This is a genomic window from Thioclava sp. GXIMD4216 (genome assembly GCF_037949285.1).
GTDB classification, from domain to species: Bacteria; Pseudomonadota; Alphaproteobacteria; order Rhodobacterales; family Rhodobacteraceae; genus Thioclava; species Thioclava litoralis.
In genome coordinates this window covers 1,272,989-1,287,816 of record NZ_CP149926.1, presented here as the reverse complement: position 1 = coordinate 1,287,816, position 14,828 = coordinate 1,272,989, and the positions used below count along the sequence as shown (strand labels likewise).

Annotated in this window: 16 protein-coding genes; 6 read left to right on the top strand and 10 right to left on the bottom strand. The window is 61.4% G+C overall.

Translation table 11 applies throughout. From position 1 onward, the window contains the following. The first annotated feature begins 170 nt into the window (after positions 1-170). On the top strand, positions 171-467 hold the full coding sequence (locus WDB88_RS06385) for an SCP2 sterol-binding domain-containing protein (protein WP_339109358.1): 297 nt from the start codon (positions 171-173) through the stop codon (positions 465-467). Next, the gene (locus tag WDB88_RS06380; protein WP_339109357.1) at positions 464-1,402 is read left to right on the top strand and encodes an alpha/beta hydrolase; all 939 of its coding nucleotides are present in this window, start codon (positions 464-466) and stop codon (positions 1,400-1,402) included. The genes WDB88_RS06385 and WDB88_RS06380 overlap by 4 nt, the downstream gene beginning before the upstream one ends. Before the next feature lie 3 nt (positions 1,403-1,405). Here WDB88_RS06380 and WDB88_RS06375 read toward each other — a convergent pair whose 3' ends face one another. From WDB88_RS06375 to WDB88_RS06360, 4 genes are all read right to left on the bottom strand, one after another. Next, a complete protein-coding gene (locus tag WDB88_RS06375; protein WP_339109356.1) occupies positions 1,406-2,131 on the bottom strand; it encodes a proteasome-type protease in 726 nt (241 codons plus the stop codon). A 43-nt stretch (positions 2,132-2,174) separates the two neighbouring features. Further along, positions 2,175-2,987, bottom strand: coding sequence for a transglutaminase family protein (locus WDB88_RS06370; RefSeq protein ID WP_339109355.1), 813 nt, complete (start codon positions 2,985-2,987; stop codon positions 2,175-2,177). Further along, positions 2,984-3,940, bottom strand: a complete 957-nt coding sequence (locus tag WDB88_RS06365; RefSeq protein ID WP_339109354.1) for an alpha-E domain-containing protein — start codon at positions 3,938-3,940, stop codon at positions 2,984-2,986. The genes WDB88_RS06370 and WDB88_RS06365 overlap by 4 nt, the downstream gene beginning before the upstream one ends. A gap of 67 nt (positions 3,941-4,007) precedes the next feature. Further along, complete coding sequence (locus tag WDB88_RS06360; protein ID WP_339109353.1) at positions 4,008-5,420, bottom strand: circularly permuted type 2 ATP-grasp protein; 1,413 nt, start codon at positions 5,418-5,420, stop codon at positions 4,008-4,010. 409 nt (positions 5,421-5,829) lie between these two features. Here WDB88_RS06360 and WDB88_RS06355 point away from each other — a divergent pair, with 409 nt between their 5' ends. After that, positions 5,830-7,653 carry a M3 family oligoendopeptidase gene (locus WDB88_RS06355; protein ID WP_339109488.1) on the top strand — a complete coding sequence of 608 codons (1,824 nt, stop codon included), beginning with the start codon at positions 5,830-5,832 and terminating at the stop codon, positions 7,651-7,653. A gap of 62 nt (positions 7,654-7,715) precedes the next feature. Here WDB88_RS06355 and pgeF read toward each other — a convergent pair whose 3' ends face one another. The 3 genes from pgeF to lgt all read right to left on the bottom strand — a co-directional run bounded on the left by pgeF (position 7,716) and on the right by lgt (position 10,543). Beyond that, positions 7,716-8,489, bottom strand: a complete 774-nt coding sequence (pgeF, locus tag WDB88_RS06350) for a peptidoglycan editing factor PgeF (RefSeq protein ID WP_339109352.1) — start codon at positions 8,487-8,489, stop codon at positions 7,716-7,718. Positions 8,490-8,561: 72 nt separating this feature from the next. After that, on the bottom strand, positions 8,562-9,587 hold the full coding sequence (locus WDB88_RS06345) for an SAM-dependent methyltransferase (protein ID WP_339109487.1): 1,026 nt from the start codon (positions 9,585-9,587) through the stop codon (positions 8,562-8,564). A gap of 50 nt (positions 9,588-9,637) precedes the next feature. Then, positions 9,638-10,543: a prolipoprotein diacylglyceryl transferase gene (gene lgt / locus WDB88_RS06340; RefSeq protein WP_339109351.1), complete on the bottom strand. Its 906-nt coding sequence runs from the start codon at positions 10,541-10,543 to the stop codon at positions 9,638-9,640. Between the two features lie 236 nt (positions 10,544-10,779). Between lgt and WDB88_RS06335 the strand changes: the two genes are divergently transcribed. Continuing rightward, positions 10,780-11,022 carry an accessory factor UbiK family protein gene (locus WDB88_RS06335; RefSeq protein WP_339109350.1) on the top strand — a complete coding sequence of 81 codons (243 nt, stop codon included), beginning with the start codon at positions 10,780-10,782 and terminating at the stop codon, positions 11,020-11,022. 75 nt (positions 11,023-11,097) lie between these two features. On the opposite strand, the gene WDB88_RS06330 is transcribed toward WDB88_RS06335, so the two are convergent. Together WDB88_RS06330 and WDB88_RS06325 are read right to left on the bottom strand one after the other, a co-directional pair. Continuing rightward, entirely contained in the window at positions 11,098-11,541 is a 444-nt protein-coding gene (locus WDB88_RS06330) for an NUDIX hydrolase (RefSeq protein WP_339109349.1), read from the bottom strand. Beyond that, positions 11,538-11,846, bottom strand: a complete 309-nt coding sequence (locus tag WDB88_RS06325; RefSeq protein ID WP_339109348.1) for a DUF6476 family protein — start codon at positions 11,844-11,846, stop codon at positions 11,538-11,540. The genes WDB88_RS06330 and WDB88_RS06325 overlap by 4 nt, the downstream gene beginning before the upstream one ends. Here WDB88_RS06325 and WDB88_RS06320 point away from each other — a divergent pair. Together WDB88_RS06320 and rpoH are read left to right on the top strand one after the other, a co-directional pair. Continuing rightward, positions 11,845-12,876: an RluA family pseudouridine synthase gene (locus WDB88_RS06320; protein ID WP_339109347.1), complete on the top strand. Its 1,032-nt coding sequence runs from the start codon at positions 11,845-11,847 to the stop codon at positions 12,874-12,876. The two genes, WDB88_RS06325 and WDB88_RS06320, sit on opposite strands and share 2 nt — an antisense overlap. Positions 12,877-13,077: 201 nt before the next feature. Continuing rightward, complete coding sequence (rpoH, locus tag WDB88_RS06315; protein WP_339109346.1) at positions 13,078-13,974, top strand: RNA polymerase sigma factor RpoH; 897 nt, start codon at positions 13,078-13,080, stop codon at positions 13,972-13,974. 63 nt (positions 13,975-14,037) lie between these two features. Here the strand turns inward: rpoH and WDB88_RS06310 are convergent, their stop codons facing one another. Continuing rightward, positions 14,038-14,730, bottom strand: a complete 693-nt coding sequence (locus WDB88_RS06310; RefSeq protein WP_339109345.1) for a metal-dependent hydrolase — start codon at positions 14,728-14,730, stop codon at positions 14,038-14,040. Between the last annotated feature and the right edge of the window lie 98 nt (positions 14,731-14,828).

The following is a 14,828-nucleotide window of genomic DNA, read 5'->3' as shown; positions in this document are numbered from 1 at the left end:
CAGACTCCGCCCATGCCTTTGGTAAACACAGGCTCATACACAGACAAACGGCACATAGCCGCCGAAAAGAAACGAAAAATTTGTCTGTCCATTGGATCGTGCTCATGGTGAAAGAGTACCTGAAACGAGTTCGAAATCGAGCCCCCTGATATCACTTTTCGGAGCACCCCATGAGCAAAGTTATCGCCGCCGCCGTCGAAGCCCTCGAAAAACGCCTGCCCGAAGGGTTTCCGCAAGTCGCGAAATTCGTGATCCATGACGAAGGCGCCATCATCGCGGACCCGCAAGGCGTGCGCGCAGGCGACGCCGAAACCCCCGCCGATGTCACGCTCAGTGCCTCGCGCGAGACCTTCGAGGGCATGCTGGGGGGCACCGTCAATCCGATGAGCGCCTATATGACCGGCAAGTTGAAACTGGACGGCCCGATGGGGCTGGCCATGCAGTTGGGGCAGGCGCTGGCCAAATGACCCCCGCCCCCTTTTATGCCGACATGGCGCGCGGACCCGATGGCGGTCAGGCGTTCTGGCTGCGCACGGCAGACGGGGTGCGCATCCGCATGGGTATCTGGCCAGCACCGCCCAGCGCCCGTGGCACCGTATTCCTTCTGCCGGGCCGCACCGAATATGTCGAGAAATATGGCCCTGCCGCCGCCGATTTTGCCGCCCGCGGCTTTGCCACGCTGGCGATAGACTGGCGTGGGCAGGGGCTGGCCGACCGTGCGTTGGAAGACCGGATGAAAGGGCATGTCAGCCATTTCGACGCCTTCCAGAGCGACCTTGACGAAGTGATCGAGAACGCAGCCCTGCTCGGCTTGCCGCGCCCCTGGTTTGTGGTCGGCCATTCGATGGGCGGTGCCATCGCGCTGCGCCGGATCATGGATGGCAGCCCTTTTGCGGCCTGTGCCTTTTCCGCCCCGATGTTCGGCCTCAAACTGCCCCCGCCCCTGCATCTGATCCGCAAACCGCTTGCCAAGCTGATCCGGCAGATGCGCCTTACCGGCCTTTTCCCGCCCGGCATGGGGCCGGAATGCTATGTGCTCAAGACCCGTTTCGAGGATAACCTGCTGACCAAAGACCGCGAGATGTGGGCGTTTCTTGTCGATCACGTCACCCGCGTGCCCAAGCTGGCTCTTGGCGGGCCGACATTGGGCTGGGCCGCCGAGAGCGTACTGGAATGCGACCGTCTGGCGATGCGCCCTGCCCCCGATATGCATTGCTACTGCTCGGTGGGCACCGACGAGCGCATCATCGATGTCGCGGCGGTCGATTACCGCATGCGCGGCTGGCGCCGCGGCGTTCTGGACTGGATCGACGGGGCAGAGCACGAGGTCATGATGGACAGCGCCGCACGACGCAAACAGTTTTTTGACGGGTGCGTCGCCGCTTTCGAAAAGGCGCTCTGACCCTCAGATCTGGATCTCGGAGAACCCGTCGCGCAGCACATCCGACCATGCCTGCGACATCGCCATGAATTGCGGGTCCTGCGCCTCGATCCGCGTGGTCTCGCCCAGGCATAGCGCACCTTTGCGGATAACGGCCAGATCCAGCGGCATCCCCACAGACAGATTGGACCGCAGGGTGGAATCCATCGACAGCAGCACGGCCTTTTTGGCATCGTCAAGCGAGGTCGACATGCGCACGACGCGGTCAAGGATCGGCTTGCCATATTTATGCTCGCCGATCTGCAGGAAGGGCGTGTCTTCGGTGGCCTCGATGAAATTGCCCTCGGGATAGACAAGGAACATCCGCATCGCACCATCCTGACGCTGCCCCGCCACAATCATCGAGGCCGAGGTCGAGACTTGCGACATCTCCATTTTGGCATTGATCGAACTGCGCACCCGCGCCAGCGTCGCACCGATGATCTCGGCCACTTTCAGCATCGTGGGAGCCAGCATGATCGACTGGTCCGCCGTCGCTTCGGGATCATCGATCGCCTCGCGCAACTGCGCGATGGTGGTCTGCGTGACCGACAGCGACCCCGCCGTCATCACGGTGATCACCCGCTCCCCCGGACGTTCGAAGGTGAACATCTTCTTGTAGGTCGAGATATTATCCAGTCCGGCATTGGTCCGCGTATCGGACAATAGCACCATTCCGGCATCCAGCAGCAGTCCGACACAATAGGTCATGATGATCCCCGGGCGATTCGTCAGCACTCATTACAGCGCCGATTTATTGCTGCACGCTTTCCAGAGCAACGGAAACATTCATGCGCTCTTCGCCAAGCCCCTGTGCAATGCCGCGAATGGGCGCGGCATCCTGCGCATCAAGGCCCGACCCGATACGGATATAGCGCGCATCGGGACAGCACCGGTTTGCCGGATCGAACCCGACCCAACCGTAATTGCGCACATAAAGCTCGGCCCAGGCGTGGCTGGCTTCCTCGCGCGCGGTGTCTCCCTCGCCAAAAAGATAGCCGGTGACATAGCGGGCGGGAATCCCCATCGAACGTGCCATAGTGATCAGCACATGGGCCTGATCCTGACAGACGCCCTTCTTATGGGCCAGCGCCTCGGCTGCGGTGGTGCGGGTCTCGGTTGCTCCGGCCTGATATTCCACCTCATCGGCGGTCAGTACACAGAGCCGATGCGCCTGCTCCAACGGATCTTCCTCCCCTTTCACACCGCGCAGGGCGAGGCTCGACAAGGTGCCATCATCATGGGTCAGCGTGGTCTCGCGCAGATAGGCCAGAGGGTTGATCGTTTCGCGATGGCCGCGCAGGATACCGGCGGTATCATTCGTTTCGACCCGCCCGCGCACCGAAATGCGCAGCTGTTCCATCGGCCCGCGCACCGACCAGCCCTCGATGCGGTCGCCCGCGCCGTCGCGGAACGCACCGCCCAAGATGCCGCCCTGCACCGAGACATCCCAGTCAATCACCCGCTGCCCGTCATGGCGCGAGGCAAAAAGCCTGAGCGATTGCACCGAGCTGCGCATCGGCGCGTCATAGTCGTATACCGTCACATGTTCGACCGTCAGTATCATCGCGCCTCGCCCGAAAGATAGGTTTCGAACACGGTCGAGGTCAGGCCCGAGACCTCCCCGATGAACCGCGTCAGAAATTCATGCAGCCCCTCGTCGAACACCTCCTCGACGGTGGCCTTCTGCAACTCGCCCAGAAGCGCGCGCGCCCGCATCTGCGGCAGGCCGGATTTGCGGTAATCGCGGGCAAGGCATTCCAGATGATAGGTGACTTTCTCGGTCGCCGTGATCAGCGACCGCGGGCTTTGCGGATTGAGAATCAGGAAATGCGCGATTTTACGGGCCGAAAGCTCGCCCCCATAGGCAAAGTGGAAGGCCCGATGCGATTGCAGCGTGCGCAGCAGCGTATGCCACTGATAGCTGTCCAGCTCGGACCCCACGAAATCCAGCGAGGGCAGCAGCACATAATATTTCACATCCAGCAGCCGCGCCGTATTATCGGCCCGTTCCAGCGCGAAGCCGATATTGAGGAAATGATAGCCGTCATTATGCAAAAGCGTGGAATCGATGGCGCCACGCACCATCGTCGCCTGCCGCGAGACCCATTCGGTCAGATCGGTCAGCTCCAGTTCGGAACGCGGACGGCGTTCAAGCTGGCGCAGCTCCTGAAAGGCCATGTTCAGCACATCCCAGAGCTGGCCGGAGATTGCGGTTCTGACGATACGCGCGTTTTCCCGCGCCCGCTCGATGCAGGAAATCACCGAAGACGGGTTGTCGCGGTCAAAGAACAGATAGCTTTCGATATTGCGCTGCACGGGGTCGCCATATTTGGCATCGAAGCCCTTGGCCGTGCCCGACGCCTGCAACAGGCTCTCCCACTCGCTGCGATAGCCATCGCCATGCGCCTGCGGGATCATGGTGATCCGCGCGCCGACCTCAAGCAGCCGCGCCATAGTCTCGGCGCGTTCGATATAGCGCGCGATCCAGAACAGGTTTTCAGCGGTACGACTTAGCATGCCACCTCTCCTCTCGAAACGGGTGGCATTTCCAGTATAGCTGTCTCTCGGCATGGCCTTTCCCCCCTCATTCCGCCAGAACCCAAGTATCTTTAACGCCCCCGCCCTGCGAGGAATTCACCACCAGGGATCCTTCGGTCAACGCAACCCGCGTCAGACCGCCGGGCACAAGTTCGATTTTCTCGCCCACCAGACAATAGGGCCGCAGATCCACATGGCGCGGGGCCACCCCCTCGTTGACGAAGGTCGGCGTGGTCGACAGCGCCAGCGTCGGCTGGGCGATGTAATTATCGGGATCATCCTCGATCTTGCGGCGGAAGGCCTCGATCTGCTCTTTGGTCGATTTGGGGCCGACCAGCATGCCATAGCCCCCCGAGCCATGCACTTCCTTCACCACCAGCTCCGGCAGGTTCGCCAGCACATATTTCAGATCATCGGGCTTGGCGCATTGCCAAGTAGGCACGTTCTGCAAGATCGGCTCTTCGCCCAGATAGAAGCGGATCATCTCGGGGACGAAAGTGTAGACGGCCTTGTCATCGGCCACACCCGCACCGGGCGCAGAACAGATACTGACCCCGCCCGAGCGGTAGCAATCCATCAGCCCCGGCACGCCCAGCATGGAATCGGGGCGGAAACACAGCGGGTCGAGGAAGGCGTCATCGATCCGGCGATAGATCACATCGACCTTCTTCGGGCCTTCCGTCGTGCGCATCCAGACAAAACCGCCCTCGCAGAAGAGATCCGGCCCTTCGACCAGTTCGACCCCCATCAGATCGGCAAGGAAGCTGTGTTCGTAATAGGCCGAGTTGAAATGGCCCGGCGTCAGGATCGCAATCGTCGGGTCCTTGTCGCATTTGGCAGGCGCGACCGAGGCCAGCGTCCGGCGCAGCGCCTCGGCATAGCCATCCACCGGCTCGATCCGGTTTTCATGGAACAGCTTGGGGAACATCCGCATCATGATCTCGCGGTTCTCCAGCATATAGCTGACACCCGAGGGCGTGCGGCAGTTATCCTCCAGCACGAAGAAATCCTCCGGCCCCGTGCGCACCAGATCGATGCCCACGATATGGCTGTAGATGCCCATCGCAGGCACAAACCCCATTACAGCCCGCTCGAACGCCTCGTTCTGGTAGACCAGCTTTGCAGGGATCTTGCCGGCCTGCACGATCTCCGCCTTGGTATAGACATCCTTTAGGAAGGCATTCAGCGCCCGCGCCCGCTGCTTGATCCCCGCTTCCAGCTTGCGCCATTCCTTCTGGGTGAACACGCGGGGGAACATGTCAAAGGGGATCAGCCTGTCAGGGTCACCCCCTTCGCCATAAACGGCAAAGGTAATGCCGATACGACGGAACAGCTGCTCGGCCTCTGCCTGTTTCATCTGGCGCAATTCGGCGGGCATGGCATTGGTCCAGCCCTCCAGCCGCGCATAGGGCTCCCGCACCCGGCCACCATCATACATCTCGTTGAAATGCTGGGTCATTGTGCCTCGACTCCTTCGCCACTTAAGGAAAGCCTAGGCAAGGCATTTCGCGAACGGAAGCTGACCCGCGCCCTGCATGGTATCGAACCCGCAAAAAACGTATGAAATTTAGTCGCAGGATTATTTTTTAGGCAAACTATCCCTGCAAATGGGCGCATCCTTTGCTGAACCCGCATCTTCTTCTCCCCGAGCCCGCCCGATGACCGGACGCTTTTTTTGATCATTATGACGATAATAATTTGTCCGGTTTTGCCGAATGGCAAGAATTCCCTGACAAAAATCGCTCGGGCTTGGCAAATTGATCAAACCCCGCAAAAAACCGGCAGGGCGCGGCCCTGCAAAACCGCAGCCCCCTTCCCCTCGCCCGCCATGCATCCTATCTCTTGGGAGATACGGCAAAGAGGATATGATGACGCTTCATCTCAAAACCCCCGTCATGGATGCAAACGCAACCGCAGGCACCGGCAAGTTCGGCGCCCTGCCCGAATGGGACCTGAGCGACCTCTATCCGGCGCCCGACAGCCCCGAATATGCCGCCGATATGGCCAAGGTCGAAAAGGATTGTGCAAGCTTTGCCGCCGATTACGAAGGCAAGCTGGCCACGCTTTCGGGCGCGGAAATGGCCGAATGCATCCGCCGCTATGAGGAAATAGAGACCACGGCGGGCCGCATCATGTCCTACGTCGGTCTGCGCTATTACCAGAACACCGTCGACCCCGAGCGCGCCAAGATGATGTCGGATGCGCAAGACAAGATTACCGCTTTCACGACGCCTCTGGTGTTCTTCAGCCTCGAATTCAACCGCATCGAGGATGACACCTATAAGGCGCAATTCGCAGATGCGGCGGCTGCCCGTTACAAGCCGGTCTTTGACCGCATGCGCGCGATGAAACCCTATCAACTATCGGATGAGCTGCAAAAATTCCTGCACGACCAGTCGGTTGTGGGGTCTGCTGCTTGGAACCGCCTGTTTGACGAAACCACCGCCGCGCTGGAGTTCACCGTCAATGGCGAGGTGCTAAACCTCGAATCCACCACCACCCTTCTGGCCGATCACGACCGCGCCACCCGCGAGGCCGCCGCCCGCGAACTGGCCCGAGTCTTCGGGGCCAATATCAAGCTCTTTGCCCGCGTGCATAATACTTTGGCCAAAGAGAAAGAGATCGAGGACCGCTGGCGCAAGATGCCCTCGGCGCAGGCCGCGCGCCACCTGTCGAACCATGTCGAACCCGAGGTCGTCGAGGCGCTGCGCAATGCGGTTGTGGCGGCCTATCCAAAGCTTTCGCACCGCTATTACAAGCTGAAGGCCAAATGGATGGGCCTTGAAACGCTGCAGGTCTGGGACCGCAATGCGCCCCTGCCCATTGAAGCGCCGCGCGATGTGCAATGGTCCGAGGCGCGCGCGATTGTCGATGAGGCCTATGCCTCTTTCGATCCGCGCATGGCCGAGATCGCCAAGCCCTTCTTCGACCGTGGCTGGATCGATGCGGGGGTGAAACCGGGCAAGGCTCCGGGCGCCTTTGCGCATCCGACGGTGACCACCGTGCACCCCTATGTGATGCTGAATTACCTCGGCAAACCGCGTGATGTGATGACGCTGGCGCACGAGCTGGGCCACGGCGTGCACCAATGTCTGGCCGCAGGTCAGGGCGAGATGCTGGCCTCGACCCCGCTGACACTGGCGGAAACGGCGTCGGTCTTCGGCGAGATGCTGACCTTCCGCAAGATGCTGGAAAAGGCCAAAACCCCTGCCGAGCGCAAGGTGCTTCTGGCGGGCAAGGTCGAGGATATGATCAACACGGTCGTGCGCCAGATCGCCTTCTATGACTTCGAGTGCAAGCTGCATGCCGCGCGGCGCGAGGGCGAGCTGACGCCGGATCAGATCAACGCGCTATGGATGTCGGTGCAGGGCGAATCCCTTGGTCCGGCGTTCGAATTCATGGACGGCTACGAGACCTTCTGGACCTATATCCCGCATTTCGTCCATTCGCCCTTCTACGTCTATGCCTATGCCTTCGGTGACGGGCTGGTGAATGCGCTTTACGCCACCTATGAGGGCGGGCTTGAGGGCTTCCAGGAGAAGTATTTCGACATGCTCAAAGCGGGCGGCTCGAAACACCACAAAGAGCTTCTGGCCCCCTTCGGCCTTGACGCCTCGGACCCCGCCTTCTGGGACAAGGGCCTGTCGATGATCGCGGGCTTCATCGACGAACTCGAAGCGATGGAAGACTGAGCCTGACACAAAAGCCGCCCTTCGGGGCGGCTTTATCACTTCCGAAGCAGCGAGCGGGCGTCTCACAACCGGATGGTTGAGATGAGCCGCCCGTAATCGGCCTCTTTGGCATGGGTGGTGCGGCGGTAGGAATAGAAGAATTCCGGCTCGGCATAGGTGCAGCGGCCAATCCATTCGGCCTGCCCCACCCCTGCCGCGCGCAAGCGGTGCAGCCCGAAAGACGGCAGATCGAACATCGGGCGGCCATTGGGGCCACCGGCAAAAAAACGGCTATAGGCAGGATCTTCCATCAGGAAGGTCTCCATGAAATCCTCGCCCACCTCATAGGCTGCCTGAGAGATGCACGGCCCGATCACCGCACGGATATTGGCCCGCGCCGCCCCCAGACCTTCCATCGCGTCCAAAGTGGCCTCCAGCACGCCGTTCAACGCGCCCTTCCAGCCTGCATGGGCCGCGCCGATCACCCCTGCCTCGGGGTCGGCAAACAGCACCGGCTGGCAATCTGCGGTCAGTACCGACAGCACCAAGCCGGGCGTTCTGGTCACAAGCGCATCGGCTTCGGGCGCAGGGGCCGCAGCGTCCTCGACCACCGCTGCCACCGCCGAATGGACCTGACGCATCCCCGCAAGACGGGCGGGGGTCGCCTCCATCGCCTCGGCCACGCGCGCACGGTTGACTTCGACCGCCGAGGACAGATCGCTCGACGCCCCGCCGCAGTTCAAGCCCTGAAAGATCCCCGAAGACGCGCCGCCCTTTCGCGTGAAGAAACCGTGCCGGATCGGGCGCAACATCGGGGAAGTCAGGAGTTCAAGCGTGGTGGCCATAGTATCTGTCATCTTCTTCAGCTTCTATTGGATCGGAAACCGGCCCATACTCGGCAGAGGGGCCAACACGTAAAGAGCACAGGATCACCCCGACGGAGAAAGCCCCGGCGGCAATGGGGCGCCCTCGGGATAAAGCGCGAGGGCTTTGAATAGCTGACCCATTTCTTCGGGATGGGTCAAGCGGCGATGTGCGGCGATATGCGCCTCAAGCGCCGCGCCGCTCAACTTTTTGGCGAGCGCCTGCGCCCGCGCGGTGATGCCCAGCCGCTCCAGAAACAGCCCTTGCGGCGTCATCGCGCTCGCAGCCACACCTGCGGCATGCGCAGCGCAAGCAAGCGCCTCGAAATCCACATGGGCCGTCAGATCCGCCTCGCCGGGCGTGGCAAAAGGATCAACAGGCACATGCGCGCGCAGCGCCTGAAATGTATCGCCAAGGCTGCGCCAGTCCCCGTAATCGACAAAGAGCGCCATCCCGCCCCGCACCAGACGCTGCGCGACCGCCTCGACGACCGTGGCCGCTTGCGGGCAGATCTCGACGATATCTCCGGGGGCGGTTGCGGCAAAGCGCGGCTCGAGCCTCGCAAGCCGCGTGGCAGGCGAACGCCCTGCCCTGAGCTGGCCACCCTCGGCCCCCACCTGCGTTTCCGCCCAGCCGGTCTCGGTACGGGTGAACTGCCGGATGGGCAGCGCATCGATAAATTCATTGGCCACAAAAAACAGCGGTCTGTCCTGTGGAAGGGCGTCCACAGCATCGGCCCATGTCACCTCGTAACCTGCAAGGGTTTCAGCCTGTATTCCGCGCAGCGTGGCCGAGGCCTCCACCAGATGAATCCGCGCAGCATCGGCCATGCCCGGCACACGGGCCACGACCCGCAGGATATCGGCCATTAAAGTGCCACGGCCCGGACCGGCTTCGGCAAGCAGGAAAGGTGCGGGGCAGCCCTGATCCATCCATGACTGGGCAAGACACAGCCCCACCATCTCGCCGAAAAGCTGGCTGATTTCGGGGGCGGTGATAAAATCTCCCGTCTGCCCGAACGGGTCGCGGGTGGCATAATATCCGGCCTCGGGGTCCAGCAGACAAAGCGCCATATAGCGGTCCAGCCGCATCGGGCCTTCGCTGCGGATTGCCGCAAGCAGACGGGAGGTCAGATCGCCGGTCACGCCGCCGCCCCGACCTTGGGCCGACGCAGGGCGCGCAGCACAAGCACGATACCGATGGCGATCATCGGCAGCGACAGAAGCTGGCCCATCGACAGGCCATATTGGCCGAATTGCACCACATAGCCCATCGGGTCGGTCGGCGTGACAAATTGCGGGTCGGCCTGACGGAAGAGTTCGACAAAGGCGCGCGAACAGCCATAACCGATCAGGAAGATCCCGCATGCGCCCCCCGGACGGCGCAAAAGCCCGCGCGAGACAAGTATCCACAGCAGGATGCCCAGCACGATCCCTTCCAGCCCACCCTCATAGAGTTGCGACGGATGACGGGCGCACATACCGTCCACCTGCCCCGCAAGACCGAGGCAGGTCTGCGCCGCCTCGCCCGGAAAGATCACGCCCCAAGGCATATCGGTCGGATGGCCCCAAAGCTCGGGCTTGATGAAATTGGCAATGCGCCCCAGCAACAGCCCGATCGGCGCCACAAGCGCTGCGGCATCCCCGATGGACCAGACCGCAAGCCCATGCCGGCGGCAATACAGCCAGACCGCCACCACGACCCCCAGAAAACCACCATGAAAGGCCATACCGCCTTTCCAGACCATGAAGATCTCGAGCGGATGCGCGAGATACCAGCCGAAGTCGTAAAACAGCACAAAGCCCAGCCGACCGCCCAGAATGACGCCGACAATCACCCATGTCAGCAGATCCTCGACCTGCTTGGCAGGCATGGGTGCCTGCCCGCCCCAAAGGCGCGGAGCTTTCATCAGCGCCACAATGATCTGCCAGCCCGCCAGAAGCCCTGCGATATAGGCCAAGGCATACCAGCGGATCGGCAGGTTCAGCCCCGGGATCACAAAGGCATTCGGATCGATTTGCGGAAAATCAATCGCCAGTGGCAGCATCGGCTGTCTCCTTCGAAGGGCCGTCTCTATCGGGCCGGAAAATCGTCTTTTATCGGGGCGGAGAAAGCCCGTCCGAAGGAAAGAAGTCAAGGCAGGAGACTGGTCCGAGCCGAGCGGACACGGGCTTGTCAGCACGGGGCACGCATCATCGGCTGTCGCTCGGGCCTTGTCAGCGCAGGGCGAAGGCCTCATATAGACGTTAACTGCAAGCCAAAGCCCGAGGATCGGAAGCCGCTATGACCGCGCCCAACAAACTCTTTGACGAAATGTCCAAGCTGATGACCAATGCGATGGGTGTGGCGCAAGGTGCCCGCACCGAAGCCGAGACCGCGATGAAATCGTGGATGGATCGCTGGCTGGCCGAGCGGGACTTTGTGACCCGCGAGGAGTTCGACGCCGTGAAAGCGATGGCCGCCAAAGCGCGCGAAGAGAACGAGGCACTGAAGGCGCGTCTGGAGGCGCTGGAAAGCAAGGCCTGAGCGGGCTTTCGTTTTTGCGTGTGTGAAAGGGGGCTGTCTGCCCCCTTCTTCCATTCGGGCAGGCCCGTATGGAATTCATCCCCCGAGGATATTTTGGGCAGCTGGAAAACAGGCGCGGGCCTTGATCAGCAGGTCTTTGACGCCCGCGCTCATGGGAAGGCGGCCCGCTTCGATGTCCTCAAAGGGGATCATGCGCGCGTCAGACGCGTCATCTGCGGCCTGTGGTTGCGGGGCATCGGCATGGCAGGCAATGGCCACGAGGTAGTAATGCCAGAGCGTCCCGCCCGCCGCATCCTTGGTCAGGAAGTCGCCAGAGTCGATGGTTGCGCCTGCGGTGGCCCGAACGCCGGTTTCCTCGGCCAGTTCGCGCAGGGCGGCTTGGGCCACGGTCTCGCCCCATTCGACCTTGCCGCCCGGAAAGCCCCAAAGCCCCGCATCCGGCGGATTTTTGCGTTTGACGAGAAGCGCATGGGTATCGGTCAGGCAGACGGCCAGCACGCCGAGACGGGGCTGCGTCATGGCGCAAGCTTCGTGCGGGCGGTCAGGCGGCCATCGGGCGAAAACAGCAGCACCTGATTGTCGGTGGTGACGATGATAATCCGGTCGGCTTGTTGGGTGAGCGACAGTGCTTGCAGCCCGTCGGGCAGGGAAATCGCCTCTGGCAGGGTCAGCTTATTGCCGCTTGGCTGATTGAAGCGGATGACAAGCAGTGTCACGATGGTTAGAAGGCCCGCAATCATGGTGACGGCCAGAGCGGTCACCAGCCATTTGAGAAAGCGCAGCTCTGGCACGGGCGCGTCGGGATCGGAGATCGGATCGGACATGGAACAGCGTATCCTTCGCATCGAAATCGGGGAAGAGCCCCCTGCCGACCGCCTTGATAAGGCCTTGAGCGCACTTGTGCCAGACGAAGAAAACCTGTCGCGGTCGCGGCTGGCGAAGCTGATTGCCGATGGGGCGGTCAGCCGCGAGGGCGTGGCCGTGACCGAGCAGAAGACCAAGGTGGCGGCGGGCGAGGTCTATGAAATCCTCGTGGAAGCCTCGCGCGAGGTGGAGACGGTGGCGCAGCAGATCGCGCTGGACATCCTGTGGGAAGATGACGACCTGATCGTGATCAACAAGCCTGCAGGTATGGTGGTGCACCCCGCCCCCGGCACACCCGACGGGACTTTGGTCAATGCGCTGCTGCATCACTTCGGCGGCAATCTGTCGGGCATCGGCGGCGAGAAGCGTCCGGGCATCGTGCACCGGATCGACAAGGAGACCTCGGGGCTGCTGGTCGTGGCGAAATCGGATGCGGCACATCACGGGCTGGCCAAGCAGTTCGAGAAACACACGGTACATCGTCACTATATGGCGGTGTGTCATGGGGTGCCTTCGGCGGCCGATCCGCGTCTGCGCGGCACCAAGGGAGTGAATTTCGAACAGGGCGGCGTGCTGAAGATCACCTCGCAGCTGGCGCGCCATAAGACCGACCGTCAGAAACAGGCGGTGTGCTTTGACGGCGGGCGTCATGCGGTGACGCGGGCGCGCACCGTGGAAGACCTGCAAGAAGTGGCGGCGCTGATCGACTGCTGGCTGGAAACGGGGCGCACCCATCAGATCCGCGTGCATATGGCCCATGCCGGTCACGGGCTGATCGGCGATCCGGTCTATGGCGGGCGGCGCAAGCTGCCGAAATCGCTGGGCGAGGCGGCCATCGAGACAGCAGCGCATTTCCCGCGTCAGGCGCTTCATGCGGCGACTTTGGGCTTTGTGCATCCGGTGACGGGCGAAGAACTGGAATTTTCCTCGCCCCTGCCTGCGGATATGGAAGAGCTACTGGCGGCCTTGCGCGGAAATGTTTCAATCTGAACTGATTGGTTCACTTAACTGTCAACCGATGCGTCTTTTGCTTGCAAGCAGGAGATGCATGCTCTTTTCTGTGTTCAAGCCAAAGGGTCAATCTCGGACCTCTCGCCGCCCTTATGCGTTAAGGGGTTTGAAACGACATCTTGTAATGAAAGGCCCGTCTTCCCATATCGGGCCGCCACACACCAAAAGAAAGGGGTTCACATGTCGAGTTACACCAACCTTCCAGCCCCAAGTCCCGAACAGGGGCTGAACCGCTATCTTCAGGAAATCCGCAAGTTCCCGCTGCTGGAGCCGGAAGAGGAATATATGCTGGCCAAACGCTGGGTGGACCATCAGGACGCGAAATCCGCGCATAAGATGGTGACATCGCACCTGCGTCTGGCCGCCAAGATCGCCATGGGCTATCGCGGCTATGGTCTGCCGCAGGCCGAGGTGATCTCGGAGGCGAATGTCGGTCTGATGCAGGCCGTGAAACGCTTTGATCCCGAGAAAGGCTTCCGCCTTGCGACCTATGCGATGTGGTGGATCCGTGCGGCCATTCAGGAATATATCCTGCGGTCATGGTCGCTGGTGAAGCTGGGCACGACCTCGGCGCAGAAGAAGCTGTTTTTCAACCTGCGCAAGGCGAAATCGCGGATTGGTGCCTATGAGGATGGCGATATGCGGCCCGAGAATGTGGCCCAGATCGCGCATGACCTTAATGTGACCGAGGATGAGGTCATCTCGATGAACCGGCGTCTGTCGGGGTCGGATGCGTCCCTGAATGCGCAGGTGGGCGCGTCCGAGGACGGGGCCGCGCAATGGCAGGACTGGCTGGAAGACGAGGATGCCGATCAGGCCGAGGCCTATGCGGAATCCGACGAGCTGAATATGCGCCGCGAGATGCTGCTGGCCGCGATGGACACGCTCAATGACCGGGAGAAAGACATTCTGATGGAGCGCCGCCTGCGCGATGACCCCGTCACGCTTGAGGATCTTTCGTCGAAATATGACGTCTCGCGCGAACGTATCCGCCAGATCGAGGTGCGCGCCTTTGAAAAGTTGCAAAAGCGCATGCGCGAATTGGCGGCCGAAAAAGGGATAGAGGTGCCGGCCTGATCCGGCCCCACCCGTCAAAAACCGCGGCAGGGGAAACCCGCCGCGGTTTTTTGTTGCGCCTTTTTAAAGGGTCAGAGGTTTCAGCACCTCGGGCTCGATCACATCCACACCCGGCAGGCCTTTGACCATCTCTTCCGCCGATTGCTCCAGCAGCGGGAAGGTCTTGTAGTGGCAGGGGATCACCGTCTTGAAGTCGAAATACTTCTTGGCCGCCCAAGTGGCCGCTTTCATATCCATCGTGAAATGGCCACCGGCACAGAGAATGCCGATATCGGGGGCGTGATATTCGCCCATCCACGCCATATCGGCCATAATATCGGTATCGCCCGAGAAATAGATGCAATGGCCTTCGCCCTTGATCATATAGCCCGATTCGGTGCCGGTATAGACAGGGCCGTTCGGGCCATCATAGCTTGAGGAATGGGTGGCATTGACCATCGTCACCTTGGCGCCCGCCAGATCAACCGTGCCGCCCTTGTTGAAGCCCAGCGTCTCGATCCCCTCGGCCTCGGCCCAGAAGCCTGCGATATCGGCGATGCAGACCACCGGAATGCCCAGCTCGCGCGCGATCGCCACCGTATCGGCGGAATGATCGCCATGACCGTGGCTGAGAAGGATATGCGTCGCCCCCGAGATCGCCTCGGCACGGTGGCCCTCGGGGAAGACCGGATTGCCCGACAGCCACGGGTCGATCAGCAGCACCGCGTCTTCGATTTCAAGCCGGAAACCGGAATGGCCAAGCCAGGTGAGTTTCATGAATAACGCTCCCGTCATTTTATAAAATCCGAAATTCCCTCCTGACTGTAGGTGTCTTGCCCGAAAAGGGAAGTCCCATGCCCGCTTCACCTTGAAAG